The sequence below is a fragment of the Paracoccus sp. (in: a-proteobacteria) genome, from assembly GCF_030538695.1.
Lineage (GTDB): Bacteria > Pseudomonadota > Alphaproteobacteria > Rhodobacterales > Rhodobacteraceae > Paracoccus.
Genome location: NZ_JAUNTN010000018.1, coordinates 1 through 14,482, shown reverse-complemented (window position 1 = coordinate 14,482; position 14,482 = coordinate 1). Strand labels below are relative to the sequence as shown.

The following is a 14,482-nucleotide window of genomic DNA, read 5'->3' as shown; positions in this document are numbered from 1 at the left end:
AACCGAAATGTAACCCGCGAGCAGACCGGCGGTTCCACCAGTCGCGCGGGCAGGAGCCTATTTGATTGAAGAAGAAATCAGGCCGTGTGCAAAGCGGCCTGAGACTGGAACTCTTGCCAGGCGGTGTTGATCTGGCGGGTGCGGGCCTCGGCCAGACGGACGGCTTCAGGCGGCAGGCCGCGGGCGATGGCGCGGTCGGGGTGGTTCTCGCGCACCAGCTCGCGCCAGCGTTTGCGGGCGATGTCAACGGGGGTGTCGGGGGCAAGGCCAAGGACTTCGCAGCTTGCGCAGCGCCGGATCGGATCGTGGCGACGGCGGATCGCTGCGGTGGTTTCGGGCGCGATACCAAAACGGTCTGCGACCTCGGCAATGAAGATCAGCTCAGGTTCGTTCATCTCGCCATCGGCAGCGGCGATGATGAACAGCCCTTCGATGACATCGACCAGAACCGGGTCGCCCTGCGGGAACATGCGGGCGATGCGGTCGGCCCAAAGCTCGAACCCGGCCACGTCCTGACGGGCGAGGTCAAAGACGCGGGCGGCGTTCTTTTCCTCGGCGCGGGGGATGATGAAAACGCGGCGGAAGGCGGCGACCTCGGAGCGGGCGACGGTGCCATCGGCCTTGGCGAGTTTTGCGCCCAATGCGATCACCGCGATGGTAAAGGCGACCGAGCGTTCCGGCGGTGTGGCCGCCCTGACGGTGCCGATCAGCGCCGCAAAACGGTCCGCGATTCGCTGCCAAAAGCTGCGCGGGCGCGGAAGTTCGGGCGCAACTGCGGCGCGAGAGGGGGCGGGTGTGTCGAGCATAGGGACATATTAGCGCAAACAACGCCGCCCCGCGACACAATTCCGCGTCAGGGCAGCTGTCAGGCGGAATGGGCGCCCGCTGCCAGTGCGCGGACGAAATCCAGCACTTCGCCGGCGGGGCGGCCTTCGCCGATCAGCTTGACGATGGCACTGCCGACCACACAACCATCGGCCACGCCAGCGATGTCGCGTGCCGCGTCCGGGGTCGAGATGCCAAAGCCCACCACGACCGGCAGGCCGGCCGCCTTACGGATGCGGGCGACCTCGGGGGCGACATCACCCGCCTGCGCCGCCGCGCCGCCGGTGATGCCGTTGACGCTGACGTAATAGACGAAGCCGCTGGTGTTTTTGACCACCGCAGGCAGGCGTGCGTCATCGGTCGTCGGCGTGGCCAGACGGATGAAGTTCAGCCCGGCGTCCCGCGCGGGGATGCACAGTTCGGCGTCTTCCTCGGGCGGCAGGTCAACGACGATCAGCCCGTCCACGCCCGCCTCGACCGCAGCGGCCAGAAAGCCCGGCACCCCGCCGTGGCCTGCGTAAATCGGGTTGTAATAGCCCATCAGCACGATGGGGGTGTCCTGATCCTGCTGGCGAAAGGCACGCACCATGTCCAGCGTGCGCGCGACAGAACCGCCCGCCGCCAGCGCCCGCTGGCCCGCAGCCTGAATCGTCGGCCCGTCCGCCATCGGGTCGGTAAAAGGCATCCCCAGCTCGATGATGTCCACCCCCGCAGCGGGCAGGCCGCGCATCACCGTCAGCGCGGTTTCCGCATCGGGATCGTCGGCCATGATATAGGCGACGAAAGCCTTTTTCCCCTGTTCTTGCAGTTGGGTGAAGCGTTGCTCGATTCGGGTCATGGGGCCATCCTTTGCGTCTTGCGCCAAGGCTTAACCGCAAGGGCCGGACAATATCAATGTGGACTTGGCCCGTCTGCGCCCCTAGATAGCCGCCAGACGCAAAGGAAAGGGTGCATCATGGGCTTTCGCATGGGGATCGTCGGACTGCCGAATGTGGGCAAATCGACGCTGTTCAACGCGCTGACGAAAACGGCCGCCGCGCAGGCCGCCAATTTTCCGTTCTGCACCATCGAACCGAACGTGGGCGAGGTTGCGGTGCCGGATCGTCGCCTGTCGGCCTTGGCCGAAATCGCGGGCAGCAAGCAGATTATCCCGGCGCGGATGACCTTTGTTGATATTGCCGGGCTGGTCAAAGGCGCCAGCAAGGGCGAGGGTCTGGGCAACCAGTTCCTTGCCAATATCCGCGAGGTGGATGCTATCGCCCATGTGCTGCGCTGTTTCGAGGATGGGGATGTGACCCATGTCGAGGGCCGCGTCGATCCGATTGCCGATGCCGAAACCATCGAAACCGAGCTGATGATCGCGGATCTGGAAAGTCTGGAAAAGCGGCTGTCGAACCTGACCCGCAAGATCAATGCGGGCGACAAGCAGGCCAAAGAGGATGCGCGGCTGATGGGGCTGGCGAAAGAGGCGCTGGAGGCGGGCCGCCCCGCCCGCACGGTCGCGGTTTCGGATGATGACCGCAAGGCGTGGAATATGCTGCAACTGCTGACGGCTAAGCCGGTGCTTTACGTCTGCAACGTCCCCGAGGATGAGGCCGGGCAGGGCAATGCGCTGTCGGCTAAAGTGGCCGAGATGGCGGCGGCGCAGGGCGCAGGTCATGTGGTGATCTCTGCCAAGATCGAAGAAGAAATCAGCCAGTTGCCCGAGGATGAGGCCGAGATGTTCCTGGGCGAAATGGGGCTGGAGGAGGCCGGCCTGGACCGGCTGATCCGCGCGGGTTACGATCTGCTGGGGTTGCAGACCTATTTCACCATCGGCCCGAAAGAGGCCCGCGCCTGGACCATCCGCAAAGGCACGCTGGCCCCGCAGGCGGCAGGCGTCATTCATGGTGATTTCGAACGCGGTTTTATCCGGGCCGAAACGATCGCCTATGATGACTATATCGCTGGCAAGGGCGAGGCTGGCGCGCGTGAGGCGGGCAAGCTGCGGGTTGAGGGCAAGACCTATGAGGTCAAGGATGGCGACGTTCTGCATTTCCTGTTCAACGCTTGAACAGGGGCCTGAACGGGGCCTGAACAGCAGCCATAAGACATGAAAAAGGGGCGCATCAAGCGCCCCTTTTCCGTTTTGATCGGTTCCAATCAGAACTGATAGGACACGTTCAGGCCAACGGTGGTTGCGTCCAGATCGACGTCATCCGCACCAAAGTCCTTATAGTCGCGCTTCAGCACTTCGGCACCGACCAGAATGTTCTCGGTCGCCTTGAACTTGACGCCCGCACCATACAGCAGACCGCTGCCACTGACATCGGTGCCGGTGCCGTTAAAGTCCTTCAGCTTGGCTTCGCCATAGCCGATGGTGGCATAGGGCATCCAGCGGCCCGCGTCGTAACCGGCCAGCACTTTACCCATGACTTCATGGCCGCTGTGACCATTGCCATTGTCGATCTTGACCGAGTTCAGCTTGTTATAGGCAAGCTCACCGCCAAGAACGAATTGGCCAAAGTCATGCATATAGCCGCCATGCAGACCGTAAGCGGTGCCGTCAACATCCTGATCGGCCGCGCCGGGGAAGCTCAGCGAGCCGCTGACCAGCTTGCCAGCCTGAATACCGGCATAGGGGCCGGTCCAGTCAAAGGCCGGGGCCGCGACGACCGGGGCCACAACCACGGGATCAACCGGGGCCGGGGCGACAAAGCCGCCAGCCATGGCAGCCGAACCCGAGGCCAGAAGGGCCGCAGCAGAGATAAGACGAAGTTTCATAAGACTGTTCCTCGTTATTGATCTTCAGTCACTCAACGAACGCTGACCTAAACCTTATGGTTGCATCTGAACAGCCCGGGCAAGGAAATGTGAATGGCCGCGATCCGCCCGTGAGGGGCTGCGGGGCTTGCACCTTGCCGCCGTTCTTGTGCTATGAGCCGGGACTCGATGGAAATGCGGCAAAAGGCGGCACAATCATGTATCATTATGACGGGTTACGGGTGATCCATGTGGCCACGCACCACAAGACCGGCTCGGTCTGGTTCATGGCCGTGTTCCGCGATTTTGCGCGTCGTGCGGGGTTGCATATGGTGCCGTTGTGGATGTTTCGCAACAATCCTGAACACCACCTGAATATTGCGCGCAACGGTCGTGGGGTCCTGATTCTGTTCAGCCAGACCGGCGCGCAGACGCCCGAGGATCTGGCCATCGGTCCGGCGCTTCATATCGTGCGCGACCCGCGCGAGATGCTGATTTCGGCGATGGATTACCACCTTGAGGCGACCGAGGGGTTCCTGCGCCGGACTTGGCCGGGTCTGCCAAAGGGTGTGACCTATCAGCAGCATTTACGCGGGCTGCCGGATTTCGAGGCGCGGCTGGGGTTCGAGCTGGAGGCATTTACCGCTCGCACGTTTGACGAGATGCGCAACTGGATCGGGGCCGGGCAGAACGTCTTTACCCTGCGCTACGAGGACGCCATCCATGATCGCCAGATGACGGTTTTCGCGCTGGCGCTGCGCCATATGGGCTTTTCCGGTGCAGATTTCGCCATCGGTCTGGCTGCGCTTCATAACAACAGCCTGTTCGGCGGCCTGTCGGGTGCGCGCGCCCGTGCCGCCATTACACCGGGCGGAACCGCGCATATCCGGTCGGATGGAACCCGGAAATGGCAGCTTTTGCCGCGCTCCGTTGCCGAAGCCATCGCCCGCGATCACGGCGACCTGCTGGTGGCCTATGGCTATGCCGAGGGTGATAACTGGCTGTCGCAATTGTCGTCCGACGCCTGATCCGCCGCGCGTAACAGGTACCAGCCCGGCCAAGTTTTTTGACAAAATCTTGACCCACCGCCTTGCCTCCGCCCGCCCGCCTCGCTAAACGCGTCGGCGGAGTGGTGGCCGAGTGGTCGAAGGCACACCCCTGCTAAGGGTGCAGGCGGGAAACCGTCTCGAGGGTTCGAATCCCTTCCACTCCGCCACCTTGGTATAAAACCGGGAACGCCGATTCCCGCCGATTTCCCTCCCTTAGCGGCGACCAGCGCCCTCAACAGCGTGTTTTTGTTGCCGTTGATGTAGATCGCATCGTCCGCGACCTCGACATGCTGCGCGAAAGCTCGGACGTGATCCCGCCGATAACCGCCCTTTTCGAGCCGAAGCCCGGTGCGCGCCTCGCTCGCCAGTTCCCGCACGGCCGCCCCCGTGAGGCCCTTATGGGCAGAGCTTTTCAACATGGCTTCGGTCCTTACGGCGTCGGCCCGCGCCTGATCCCGTATCGCCGTAAGGCCGGCGATGCGTTCGCCGAGGGCGGATTCGGCCGGGTCGAGTGAACCGCCCTCGATGGCGTCATAGAGCCGCTTTAGCCGCATGTCGGCTTCGGCCGCGCGCTGGTTCAATTCGGCGATGTGCTGGCCGCGCCGCTCGACGCTCTCCTGCCGGCGATCCAGCAGCGAGGCAAGCACGTCTTCGATCCGCTCGGGGTCCAGCAGCCTTTCCTCGATATGGCTGACCACGATGCGGTCCAGCTTGTCCATAGGGATCGCGCGGCCCTTGCAGCCGGTTTCGCCCTGCCGCGCCCGGATCGAACAGGCATAATAACGGTAGCGGCCGTTCTTGCCGGTGCGCAGCGTCATGGCCCCGCCGCAATTGCCGCAATAGCAAATGCCCGTGAGCAGGTTCGGGCCGCTGACGACGCGCGGCGGCGTCACCTTCGGATTGTTGACCTGCAAACGCTTCTGCACCGCCTCGAATATCTCAAGGTCGATCAGCGGCGGCACCGCGACGGTGACGACTTCTTCCTCGGGCTTCACCTCGCCTTTCTTGGACCGGCGATTGAACCGATGTTCGCCGATATAGGTGCGACGGGTCAGGACGCGGTGAAGCTGGCCGATGCCCCAACGCCCGCCGCTGCGAGTGAACATGCGGTTCCTGTTGAGGTAGCTGACGATGTTCTTGACGCCCATGGGGCCGGACGTGCCATCGCCTTCCGATGCAAGGCGGAAGATCAGGCGCACGGTGTCGGCGTGCAGCGGGTCGATTTCCAGCTTCTTCTTCATCTTCGTGCCACGCTGCTCGGCATCGACGACGCGGTAGCCGATGGGCGGCAGCGAGCCATTCCAGAAGCCTTGCCGCGCGTTCTCCTTCAAGGCGCGCAGGACGTGCTTGGCGTTCTCCTTCGACTGGTATTCGTCGAACAGCGACATGATCCGCCGCATCATCTGGTGAATCGGATCGTCACCAAGTTCCTGCGTCATGGATACGAGTTTGACGCCGTTCTTCGCCAGCTTCCGGTAGTAGTATTCCATTTCAAATTCGTCGCGGAAGAACCGCGAGAAGCTATGCACCACCACCACGTCGAACGCTGGTGGCTTCGACGTGCCGGCTTCGATCATGCGCTGGAACTCGGGGCGGCGGTCGTTGGTCGCCGATGCACCCGGCTCGACGAAGGTTTCCACAAGCTGATAGCCGCGAGACTCGCAATAGGCTTCGCCCTGCCGCTTCTGGTCGGGGATCGACACGTCATGCTCGGCCTGCCGGGCGGTCGAGACGCGCAGATAGAGCGCGGCGCGTAGGGCAACGTGCGGGGAATGAATGTTCATCACCGGCCTCCTTTCGCCGCGCGGCGTTCGAGCAAGGGCAAGTCCAGCTCGACACGATCATGCAGCACCTTGGGCACGACTTTCTGGCCCTCGCCGGGGTCCATGCGGATCAGGCCGTAGCTCGCCATCTTTTTGAGGGTTCGGGACAGGCTAGGCTTTGCCCGCCCGGTAATCCGTGACAGTTCCTCCAGCGAGCCGGGCGATTGCTCGTCGATGACGCGCAGCAGCTCGCGGTTCCCGCTGGAAAGGAGCTGTGCAAAGGATTCCATGGATGTGAACCACACCTTCGGATCGTCCGCCGCCGGATTTTCCTCGCCCTTGGCGATCCGCATGGTGCGGGCCTTCATTTCGTCGTAGCCGGCAATCCCGACTTTCAATGTGGTCATAGGACACCTCGCTCCTTCAACACCGCGTCCACCGCCTGCCAGAAGTCGGCCAGCAGCGTGGCCGCGTCCTCGTAGGCATAGGGCTTCACGGTCTGGAGGCGGTGCCGATGGTCCATCGGCTCGCCGCGTCTGCCCCGGCCGACCGGATGGGCGTTATCGAAGCCGACCAGCCGTTCGCCCGAAGGCCCGTGAAGCGTGAGCGAATAATCGAGGCCGTGCGGCTTCTCCGGGGACGCCGGAACGCGGGTGACGATGAACTTCACCCAATGGCCGCCCTCGGGATCGACGACAAGCACCTGACCGTCGAGGTCCAGAAGCGTGTCGAGGCTCTGGTCACGATCCTCGCTCATGGCTCATTGTTACCATCTGATGTTAACGGTGGCAAGCTCTGATTGTCGGGATCAAGGTCAATGGGGCCAAAAAGACGGTCAAGCACATGGCCGAAATACCGCTCGAAGATTTGCAGTTCTTCCTCGGTGATCGGCACCTTTTCGGGCCAGTCGTCGAAGACCGGCAGCGTCTCAACATCGACGATGCGAAGCGGCGAGCTGCGGCGTTCCCGGCCGTCTGGCGTGGGTTCGTCGGCGTAGTCGAACAGATCGTCGGGAAGTGCTTCGGGGACCGGGTGTCGCGGTCGCCCTTTGCGGGCGCGGCGGCGCTCTGCGCACATGGAATCCTCCTTGGTTCTGGTGGATTCCGGGGCGCTACAGGCCCCGGAATTAGGCGAACCATGGAGGGCAGTCGGCGGCCTGTAGCGTGCCGCATTTGCGCCTGTGCGCTGGCGGCACCCCCTTTTACTCCCGTAGTGACGTTGCTGTGCCCGTTTGCTCAACGTAAGTTGAAATCATGCAGTGGAAGAATCGAAACCTCCGAGCGTTGGCCGATATTGTGTGTGGCAATGTCGATCACTTTCCGTATCGGTCGAGCAGCTACATCACCGAGTTCTTCGAGGATTGCGATCTGAACTATGCTCATGACGGGTCAACGCGATGGGCTTGGACCGCCGCGCGCTTGGAAGAAGTCCTAGCACTGCCGCACTCGCGGCCATCGGTTCCACCAGACGCTTTTGTTCGGATTATTCGTCGCTTGCTTGATATGGGAGAGGCCGAAGAAGGTGATGAAGATCGCGGTAAAGCGCTAGCAGCCTTAAATATCGTTCTCGCCCGTGAGGGGTGGGAGGCGTTCTACGATGAACGTGGGATCGGTCAGCTTCGACACATCGCAACGAATACGGTTGCGGAGGTTGCCAACCCACATCGTCCGCTTACTCCGCAAGAGCTACAGCGCAAAGAGCTGCTAACCGCATATCTCGACAAGTGCGCGGAAGATGAGCTGATTGAGGAGGTTCTGCTACCGCTATTCCGACAACTTGGATTCCATCGCGTAACCGCCATCGGTCACAAGGATAAGGCCCTAGAATATGGCAAGGACGTGTGGATGAAGTTCACGTTGCCGACGCTCCATGTCCTCTACTTTGGCATCCAAGCCAAGAAGGGGAAGCTGGATTCGGCGGGCATGAGCAAGGGCGGGTCGAGCAACATCGGCGAGATGTTGAACCAAGTCACGATGATGCTCGGGCACGAGATATTCGACCCCGAGGTGAACAGGCGCGTGCTGGTCGATCACGCATTCATCGTTGCGGGGGGCGAGATAACTAAGCAGGCAAAAAACTGGCTAGGTGAGCGGCTAGACGCAACCAAGCGTTCGCAGGTCATGTTTATGGATCGCGAAGATATACTCAACCTTTTCATCGTGACGAACCTGCCGCTGCCGAAGGGTGCGCTTCCTCCTTCACCGGCAGCGGACGATTCAGATGAGATACCATTCTAGCAGACCGCAAGGTGCGTGATTCTATGCTCGCCGTGCCTTCGCAAACCCTCGATCCGTGGCGATGAAGTGTTGAAGCATCGGCACGATGAGCTTGGCGGGATCGGCGGCGGGCTGGCCGCTCTCACGGGCCAGCACCTCGGCATAGGCGATAAGATCGCGGTTGAGGGTTGCGGGCAACTCCAGCATGACCTTCACGGGCTTGTCGTCGGGCAGCGGGCCGAGTTTCAGCTTGGTCATGGTCAACCTCCTGCCGGATCGAACACAAGATCGCGGGTGACGATGATCCTGACCGGGAAGCCCGGCCGGATGGTGAGCGTCGGCGCAACCTGCAACTGGCGCTGGACGATCTGCTGGCCCGCCTGATTGACGGTATCCTGCGCCCCGTCGCGGATGGCGCGGATCAGCCGGTCCTCGTCGCTCGTCGCCAGCTCCGAGCCGACTGCAAGCAGCGTGGACAGCCCTGCGGCCTTCATCAAATCCCACCAATGATAATCGACGCCATCCTCAAGCCCGGCATAGCCGCTGGCGTCCGCGCCCGGCAGGCGCTCCAGAACGATGGAGCGGCCGCCCGGCAGGATCAGGCGATTCCAGACCAGCAACACGCGGCGCTGGCCGAACGTCACGCCATCGTCGTATTGGCCGATGATGCGGGTGCCCTGCGGGATCAGGAGCAGCGAGCCGGTCGGGCTGTCATAGACGTTCTCCGTCACCTGTGCGGTGATCTGGCCGGGCAGATCAGAACGGATGCCGGTTATCAACGCGGCGGGGATCACGGCCCCGGCCTGAAGGATGTAGGGCGATGCCGGCGGCGTGACGCGATCCGGGGCGACGGTCTGCCGGTCCACGGGTCCGTTGAGAAACGCGGCGTGGCGATCCTGTGTTGCGGGCTGTCCGCCGAGGCCAAGCCCGGCGAGGCCGGGCATGGTCGTTCCTGCCGGCGTTCCCGTGCGCGGGCCGGACTGGAAAAAGACGTTGCTCAAGCGCGCGGCTTCTTCCTCGGCCCTGCGGCGTTCTTCTTCGGGATCGACGGCGGGCGTCGTCATGACGGGCGGCGCGACCGGCTGTCCCCTTGTCTGCGCGTCGAGGATCGGACGGCCGAGGTCGCCGGGCAGCGCCGGGCCGAGCGCCGGCCCGCTATAGTCGCTCGGCAGGCCGGACAGGCCGTCCGCCGTGGGCCGGTTCTCGGTCGAATAGAGTTCGTCGCCGCCCGGTCCTGCATCGCGGGTCTGGAGCGCGTAGATCAGCGCCCCGCCGATGCCGAGAAGCGCGACCGCTCCGACGCCTGCCAGCATCTTGCGGGACAGGCGGGTGACGCGGGGCGGCTCGGCGCGCAGGCGCATGGGTGCGATGGTATCGGTGATGGTGTTGTCGCTCATGACGGGGTGTCTCCGGTCGCGCTGGCAGGCTGCGCGGCGGCGGCCTGCGTCGGGTTGGTGCGGACGATCCTGACGACCTGCTGGCGGTTGCCGCTGCCAAGGCGCAGCTCGGCCGCGCCGAACAGGCGGTCCACGATCAGGACGTTCTGGTGGATGCGGGAATTGACGATCTGCGGCTCGCCGTTCGATCCAAGCACGAAGATCGGCGGCATCTCGCCCTGCACGATCCCGGCCGGGAAGACGACATAGACGCGCCTGCCATCGTCGAAGACGGAAACCGGCCGCCATGGCGGGCTGTCGCCCTGCACCTGCAAGGCGTAGCGATAGTTCCGCGCTGCCTCGGCCGGAATGACGGGCGCGGCCGGGACCGTCTGGCGCTGACCTGCTGGCGGTGCGGGATAAGCCCATGCCACGGCGGGCATGTAGAGCGATTCCCGCGCGCGCAGTTCGAGCATGTAAGTGCGCCGGTCGGTGGTAACGACAAGGTTGGTGGAAATATCCGGCCGCGTGGGTTTCACGAGGATATGGACACGGCGGTTCGCACCGCTGCCGCTCTCGGTGTCGCCAATGATCCAGCGGGCGGTGTCGCCGGCCGCGATCGGCCCCGCGCCTGTCAGGCTCTCGCCCGGCTCCAGCGCAATGGTGGTGATCTGCCCGACTGCGGCATAGACCTGATAGAGCGCGCCTTCCGACCACGGATATATCTGGATGGCGTTGTAGTAGCCTTCCCGGCGCGGTTCGACGCGGGCGGCGGCATTGGCGTTCTCGACGCGGCCGGTCGGCGTGCCTGCGGCGGTGCCGCCGCGCGCCACGGTCCATGCCGGGGGCACATGCAGCGGCCGGGGCGTGTTGTCGGTTGCCGCCGCCTGCACGGTCGGCAGCGGCGGCACGCTGGCGTCGTAGCTGAATTGCGGCGTCCGGTTGGTGGCGCAGCCTGCGAGCATGGTGGCTGAAAGCAGCACGGCCGCGATTGCCGGGGTGCGGGTGATCGTTCTCATTGGCTCATCTCCCGCGACCACGAAATTGCATTGACGTAGATTCCCAGCGGATTGGCGCGCAGGCGCTCGGCGTCGCGCGGCGGCTGGATGACGATGGTGAGAATGGCCGTCCATCGTTCCGTGGTGGAAAGCTGGCCGTTCTCGAAATGCCTTTCCGTCCACGCTACACGGAAGCTGTTGGGCGAGGCCCGGATGACGCTCGACACCTCGACGGCGACCTGCTGGCGGCCGACCTTGGCGAAGGGGTCATTGGCGCGGGCGTAGTCGTTCAATGCCGCCGCGCCGCGATCCGTGGTCCACTCATAGGCGCGAAGCCAGTTCTGGCGGACAATGATCGCGTCGGCCGGGATCGCGCGCACCTGCTCGATGAATCGGCCGAGATGGAAAGCAATCTGCGGATCGGTCGGGCGATAGTCGGCACTGGCTGGCGCGACGGTCTGCGCCTGACCGAGATTGTCCACCTGCACGACCCAAGGCACCACGGTCCCGCGTGCGGACTGCCAGACCAGTGCGGACGCGAAGCCGGCAGACAGGATCAGCGAGCCGAAGGCCATGAGCCGCCAGTTCCGCGCCTGCACGCGGGCCGAGCCGATGCGCTCGTCCCAGACTTGCGCGGCGCGCTGATAAGGCGTCTCGGGTTCCGGCGTCTTGCCGTAATGGGTTGCTGGTCGTTTGAAGATGCTCATGAGCGGTCACTTTCGGAAAGGTTGACGGAGGAACCGGAGCCGTGGCTGTCGCCGGAGCGGACGGCATGGGCGGTCATGGTGGTGCCGTGGTTGAGGGCCTGCCGGCGCTGCATCCGCTGCGCCCAAGCCGGAGGGCTGCCGGTCGGGCTGGATGGCGCGGCTGCGGGATCGGCGCTTGCGCCGCCGACCGTGCCCATGGTGGAGCTGCCGCCGCTGGCCCCGAAGCCACTCTTCACGCCATCGGAAAAGCTGGATTTGACGGATTCACCGGCACGCGCGACGGCGCGTTTCAGGGGCGAGATAGCGGCGGAACCAGCGGCGCGCGCCACACCGCCCATGCCGGAAGCAACACCAGCCGCACCGGACTGACCGAGCGAGCCGACGCTGTAGGCAGCGGAGGCAGCGCCTGCGGTTGCCGCGCCGCCGCGAACGGCAGCGGCTCCACCGGACAGGGCAGCGGCACCGCCCTTGGCGGCAAGCATGGCCCCGCCGCCAGCGGCGATGGCCGCGCCGCCGACCGCAAGCCCGGTTCCCACAGCGGCGCCCGCGCCGAGCTGCGGCCCGCCCGATACGATGCCGTTGGCGATGCCGGGACCGAAGATGCCGAGGCCGAGCAGCGACAGGGCTGCCAGCACAATCGCCATGGCGTCGTCCACGGTCGGGGTTGCGCCGCCAAAACCGGCCGTGAACTGACCGAACAAGGTCGAGCCGATCCCAATGATGACGGCCAAGACCAAGATTTTGATCCCGGACGACACCACGTTGCCCAAGACCTTTTCGGCCATGAACGCCGATTTGCCCCAAAGCCCGAAAGGAATGAGGACGAAGCCGGCGAGGGTGGTCAGTTTGAACTCGATCAGCGTCACGAAAAGCTGGATGGCGAGGATGAAAAACGCCAACACGACCAGCGCCCACGCGAACAGCAGGCACGCGATCTGGATGAAGTTTTCAAAGAAAGCGATCCAGCCCATCAGGTCGGAAATGGATTCGAGCAGCGGGCGGCCGGCATCGAGGCCGGTCTGTGCCACGCGGCCCGGTCGCATCAGATCGGAGACGGAAAATCCGGTGCCGGACGCCATGAGGCCGAGGCCGGCGAAGCTCTCGAAGACGATGCGCGCGAGGTTGTTCCAGTTGCCGATGATGTAGGCGAAGACGCCCACGAACAGGGTCTTTTTGACCAGCCGCGCGACCACATCATCATCCGCGCCCCATGCCCAAAAGAGCGCGGCGAGCGTCACGTCGATGACGATCAACGTGGTGGCAATGAAGGCGACTTCGCCGGACAGCAGGCCGAATCCGCTGTCGATGTAGGACGTGAATACGCCGAGGAAATTGTCGATGACGCCGGTGTTTCCCATGGTCAGCGCCCTTCGCTGGCCTGCGGCGTGGCGGGCGCGGACGGGCGGCCCAGGAAGCGGTCGCGGGATAGCGCCCATGCGGCGAGGCAGTCGGCGTCACTTGCCGCCGCTTCGCCGAGCTGCTGGCAGCGGCGCAATGTTTCGCGCAGGGGATCGGCCGGGGGCTGGAAGGCCGACGCCGGCGGCGGCGCGGAAGGTTCGTCCTTCCGCGCCATGTCGATTGCGGTCGCCGTGACGGCGATGGCGACGAACACCACGGCCCCGAGGCGGGCCAGCATCTTGCCGTCCATGGCGAGCCTCCCGGTCAGTTGTTGCCGTTGTTGAACATCTGAGCGTTGCCGGGCTGGTAGCCGGTGCCGGGTGTCAGAAACCGCTCACGCTGGATGCGGCCCTGTTCGGCGGCGGTCGCGCGCTCGGCCTCGGTCAGCGCATCGGCGCGGCCGTTTGCAGAGATGACCGCGATCAGGTCGGAAAGCTGCTGCGACTGGAGGGCGAGAAGCTGGTTGCCGGCCTGCGTCGCCTGCAATGCCCCGGTCGCGCCCTGACTCTGGCCGACAAGGGCCGCCATCTCGGCGCGGTTGCTGTCGATGTTGCCGACGACGCCAGCCTGCACGCGCATGGCGTCCTGCAAACCGCCAACCGTATTTTCCCAACGGCCGCGCGCGTCGGCGACAAGCTGGGCGTCGGTCGCGGACAGCGAGACATTGCCGTATTGGCTCTGGAACGCTTGGTCGATCTGGCCGACCTCGAAGGCGATGTTCTGTGCCTGCCCGAGAAGCTGCTGCGTGCGCTGGACGTTCTGCTGGAGCTGCTGGAGCGAGCTATGCGGCAGGCTCGCCAGATTGCGGGCCTGATTGATGAGCATCTGCGCCTCGTTCTGGAGGCTGGTGATCTGGTTATTGATCTGTTCGAGCGTGCGCGCTGCCGTGAGCACGTTCTGCGCATAGTTGCTCGGGTCATAGACGATCCGGCCGAAGCCGAATTGCGCATGGGCCGGGCTTGCGAGCATGGGCGAAAGCGTGAGCGGCGCGGCGAGCATCGTCGCCGCCATGAAAATGGCGCGCGAGGGGGAACGACGAATGGTCATGATTGGGACTCCTTTTCGGGCTGGGGGATGAGATTGGTGAGGTTCGGGATCAGGTCAGCCGCCCAATCGATGCCGCGCGTCCGTAGCCATGCGGCGAGGAAGCCGTCGCGACCGTGTTCAGCGGCAATCTGCGCAATGAGGGTCTGGTCGGATTTGGCGGATGCGGCGCAGAGAGCGAGGCCGACTTCGGACAAGCCCAGCTCGAACAGCCGGTTGCCGCGCCGCGACTGGCAGTAATAATCCCGCTTGGGCGTGGCCCGTGCGAGGATTTCGATCTGCCTGTCATTGAGGCCGAAGCGGCGATAAATGGCCGTGATCTGCGGTTCGATGGCCCGTTCGTTCGGCAACAAGAGTCGCGTCG

The 14,482-nt window shown here is 64.3% G+C and carries 17 protein-coding genes, 1 tRNA gene and 2 pseudogenes; 5 read left to right on the top strand and 15 right to left on the bottom strand.

Annotated elements, in window-relative coordinates:
• Positions 1 to 77: 77 nt before the first annotated feature.
• Positions 78 to 806, bottom strand: coding sequence for a molecular chaperone DjiA (locus Q4G24_RS11325; RefSeq protein ID WP_303366642.1), 729 nt, complete (start codon positions 804 to 806; stop codon positions 78 to 80).
• Between the two features lie 59 nt (positions 807 to 865).
• Positions 866 to 1,663: a tryptophan synthase subunit alpha gene (gene trpA, locus Q4G24_RS11320; RefSeq protein WP_303366641.1), complete on the bottom strand. Its 798-nt coding sequence runs from the start codon at positions 1,661 to 1,663 to the stop codon at positions 866 to 868.
• A 117-nt stretch (positions 1,664 to 1,780) separates the two neighbouring features.
• Between trpA and ychF the strand changes: the two genes are divergently transcribed.
• Complete coding sequence (gene ychF, locus Q4G24_RS11315; RefSeq protein ID WP_303366640.1) at positions 1,781 to 2,878, top strand: redox-regulated ATPase YchF; 1,098 nt, start codon at positions 1,781 to 1,783, stop codon at positions 2,876 to 2,878.
• Between the two features lie 89 nt (positions 2,879 to 2,967).
• Here the strand turns inward: ychF and Q4G24_RS11310 are convergent, their stop codons facing one another.
• Complete coding sequence (locus tag Q4G24_RS11310; protein WP_303366639.1) at positions 2,968 to 3,588, bottom strand: outer membrane protein; 621 nt, start codon at positions 3,586 to 3,588, stop codon at positions 2,968 to 2,970.
• Between the two features lie 197 nt (positions 3,589 to 3,785).
• Between Q4G24_RS11310 and Q4G24_RS11305 the strand changes: the two genes are divergently transcribed.
• The 3 genes from Q4G24_RS11305 (at position 3,786) to Q4G24_RS11295 (ending at position 5,131) form a co-directional block, all read left to right on the top strand.
• Positions 3,786 to 4,595 carry a hypothetical protein gene (locus tag Q4G24_RS11305; RefSeq protein ID WP_303366638.1) on the top strand — a complete coding sequence of 270 codons (810 nt, stop codon included), beginning with the start codon at positions 3,786 to 3,788 and terminating at the stop codon, positions 4,593 to 4,595.
• 98 nt (positions 4,596 to 4,693) lie between these two features.
• Positions 4,694 to 4,783, top strand: a tRNA-Ser gene (locus Q4G24_RS11300).
• A 120-nt stretch (positions 4,784 to 4,903) separates the two neighbouring features.
• Positions 4,904 to 5,131, top strand: a complete 228-nt coding sequence (locus Q4G24_RS11295; protein WP_303366637.1) for a hypothetical protein — start codon at positions 4,904 to 4,906, stop codon at positions 5,129 to 5,131.
• A 228-nt stretch (positions 5,132 to 5,359) separates the two neighbouring features.
• Here Q4G24_RS11295 and Q4G24_RS11290 read toward each other — a convergent pair.
• The 4 genes and pseudogenes from Q4G24_RS11290 to Q4G24_RS11275 form a co-directional block, all read right to left on the bottom strand.
• Positions 5,360 to 6,400, bottom strand: a pseudogene (locus Q4G24_RS11290) (recombinase family protein); the annotation flags it as partial.
• Complete coding sequence (locus Q4G24_RS11285) at positions 6,400 to 6,786, bottom strand: helix-turn-helix domain-containing protein (RefSeq protein WP_303366636.1); 387 nt, start codon at positions 6,784 to 6,786, stop codon at positions 6,400 to 6,402. The gene Q4G24_RS11285 and the pseudogene Q4G24_RS11290, both read right to left, overlap by 1 nt.
• The gene (locus Q4G24_RS11280) at positions 6,783 to 7,136 is read right to left on the bottom strand and encodes a DUF6516 family protein (RefSeq protein WP_019173979.1); all 354 of its coding nucleotides are present in this window, start codon (positions 7,134 to 7,136) and stop codon (positions 6,783 to 6,785) included. Before Q4G24_RS11280 ends, Q4G24_RS11285 begins: the two co-directional genes overlap by 4 nt.
• Positions 7,133 to 7,456: a hypothetical protein gene (locus Q4G24_RS11275; RefSeq protein ID WP_303366635.1), complete on the bottom strand. Its 324-nt coding sequence runs from the start codon at positions 7,454 to 7,456 to the stop codon at positions 7,133 to 7,135. The genes Q4G24_RS11280 and Q4G24_RS11275 overlap by 4 nt, the downstream gene beginning before the upstream one ends.
• A gap of 176 nt (positions 7,457 to 7,632) precedes the next feature.
• Between Q4G24_RS11275 and Q4G24_RS11270 the strand changes: the two genes are divergently transcribed.
• Positions 7,633 to 8,616, top strand: coding sequence for a hypothetical protein (locus tag Q4G24_RS11270; protein ID WP_303366634.1), 984 nt, complete (start codon positions 7,633 to 7,635; stop codon positions 8,614 to 8,616).
• Positions 8,617 to 8,637: 21 nt separating this feature from the next.
• Here the strand turns inward: Q4G24_RS11270 and Q4G24_RS11265 are convergent, their stop codons facing one another.
• The 8 genes and pseudogenes from Q4G24_RS11265 to Q4G24_RS11230 form a co-directional block, all read right to left on the bottom strand.
• On the bottom strand, positions 8,638 to 8,853 hold the full coding sequence (locus Q4G24_RS11265) for a DUF2274 domain-containing protein (RefSeq protein ID WP_303366633.1): 216 nt from the start codon (positions 8,851 to 8,853) through the stop codon (positions 8,638 to 8,640).
• 2 nt (positions 8,854 to 8,855) lie between these two features.
• Positions 8,856 to 9,992 (bottom strand): TrbI/VirB10 family protein, encoded by a 1,137-nt coding sequence (locus Q4G24_RS11260; RefSeq protein WP_303366632.1) that lies wholly within the window; start codon positions 9,990 to 9,992, stop codon positions 8,856 to 8,858.
• Complete coding sequence (gene trbG / locus Q4G24_RS11255) at positions 9,989 to 10,990, bottom strand: P-type conjugative transfer protein TrbG (protein WP_303366631.1); 1,002 nt, start codon at positions 10,988 to 10,990, stop codon at positions 9,989 to 9,991. The genes Q4G24_RS11260 and trbG overlap by 4 nt, the downstream gene beginning before the upstream one ends.
• Positions 10,987 to 11,676 carry a conjugal transfer protein TrbF gene (gene trbF, locus Q4G24_RS11250; RefSeq protein ID WP_303366630.1) on the bottom strand — a complete coding sequence of 230 codons (690 nt, stop codon included), beginning with the start codon at positions 11,674 to 11,676 and terminating at the stop codon, positions 10,987 to 10,989. Before trbF ends, trbG begins: the two co-directional genes overlap by 4 nt.
• Positions 11,673 to 13,034, bottom strand: a complete 1,362-nt coding sequence (gene trbL / locus Q4G24_RS11245; RefSeq protein ID WP_303366629.1) for a P-type conjugative transfer protein TrbL — start codon at positions 13,032 to 13,034, stop codon at positions 11,673 to 11,675. The genes trbF and trbL overlap by 4 nt, the downstream gene beginning before the upstream one ends.
• A 2-nt stretch (positions 13,035 to 13,036) precedes the next feature.
• Positions 13,037 to 13,324: a putative entry exclusion protein TrbK-alt gene (gene trbK-alt / locus Q4G24_RS11240; RefSeq protein WP_303366628.1), complete on the bottom strand. Its 288-nt coding sequence runs from the start codon at positions 13,322 to 13,324 to the stop codon at positions 13,037 to 13,039.
• A 14-nt stretch (positions 13,325 to 13,338) separates the two neighbouring features.
• The gene (trbJ, locus tag Q4G24_RS11235; protein WP_303366627.1) at positions 13,339 to 14,121 is read right to left on the bottom strand and encodes a P-type conjugative transfer protein TrbJ; all 783 of its coding nucleotides are present in this window, start codon (positions 14,119 to 14,121) and stop codon (positions 13,339 to 13,341) included.
• A pseudogene (locus Q4G24_RS11230) lies at positions 14,118 to 14,482 on the bottom strand (conjugal transfer protein TrbE); the annotation flags it as partial. The pseudogene Q4G24_RS11230 and the gene trbJ, both read right to left, overlap by 4 nt.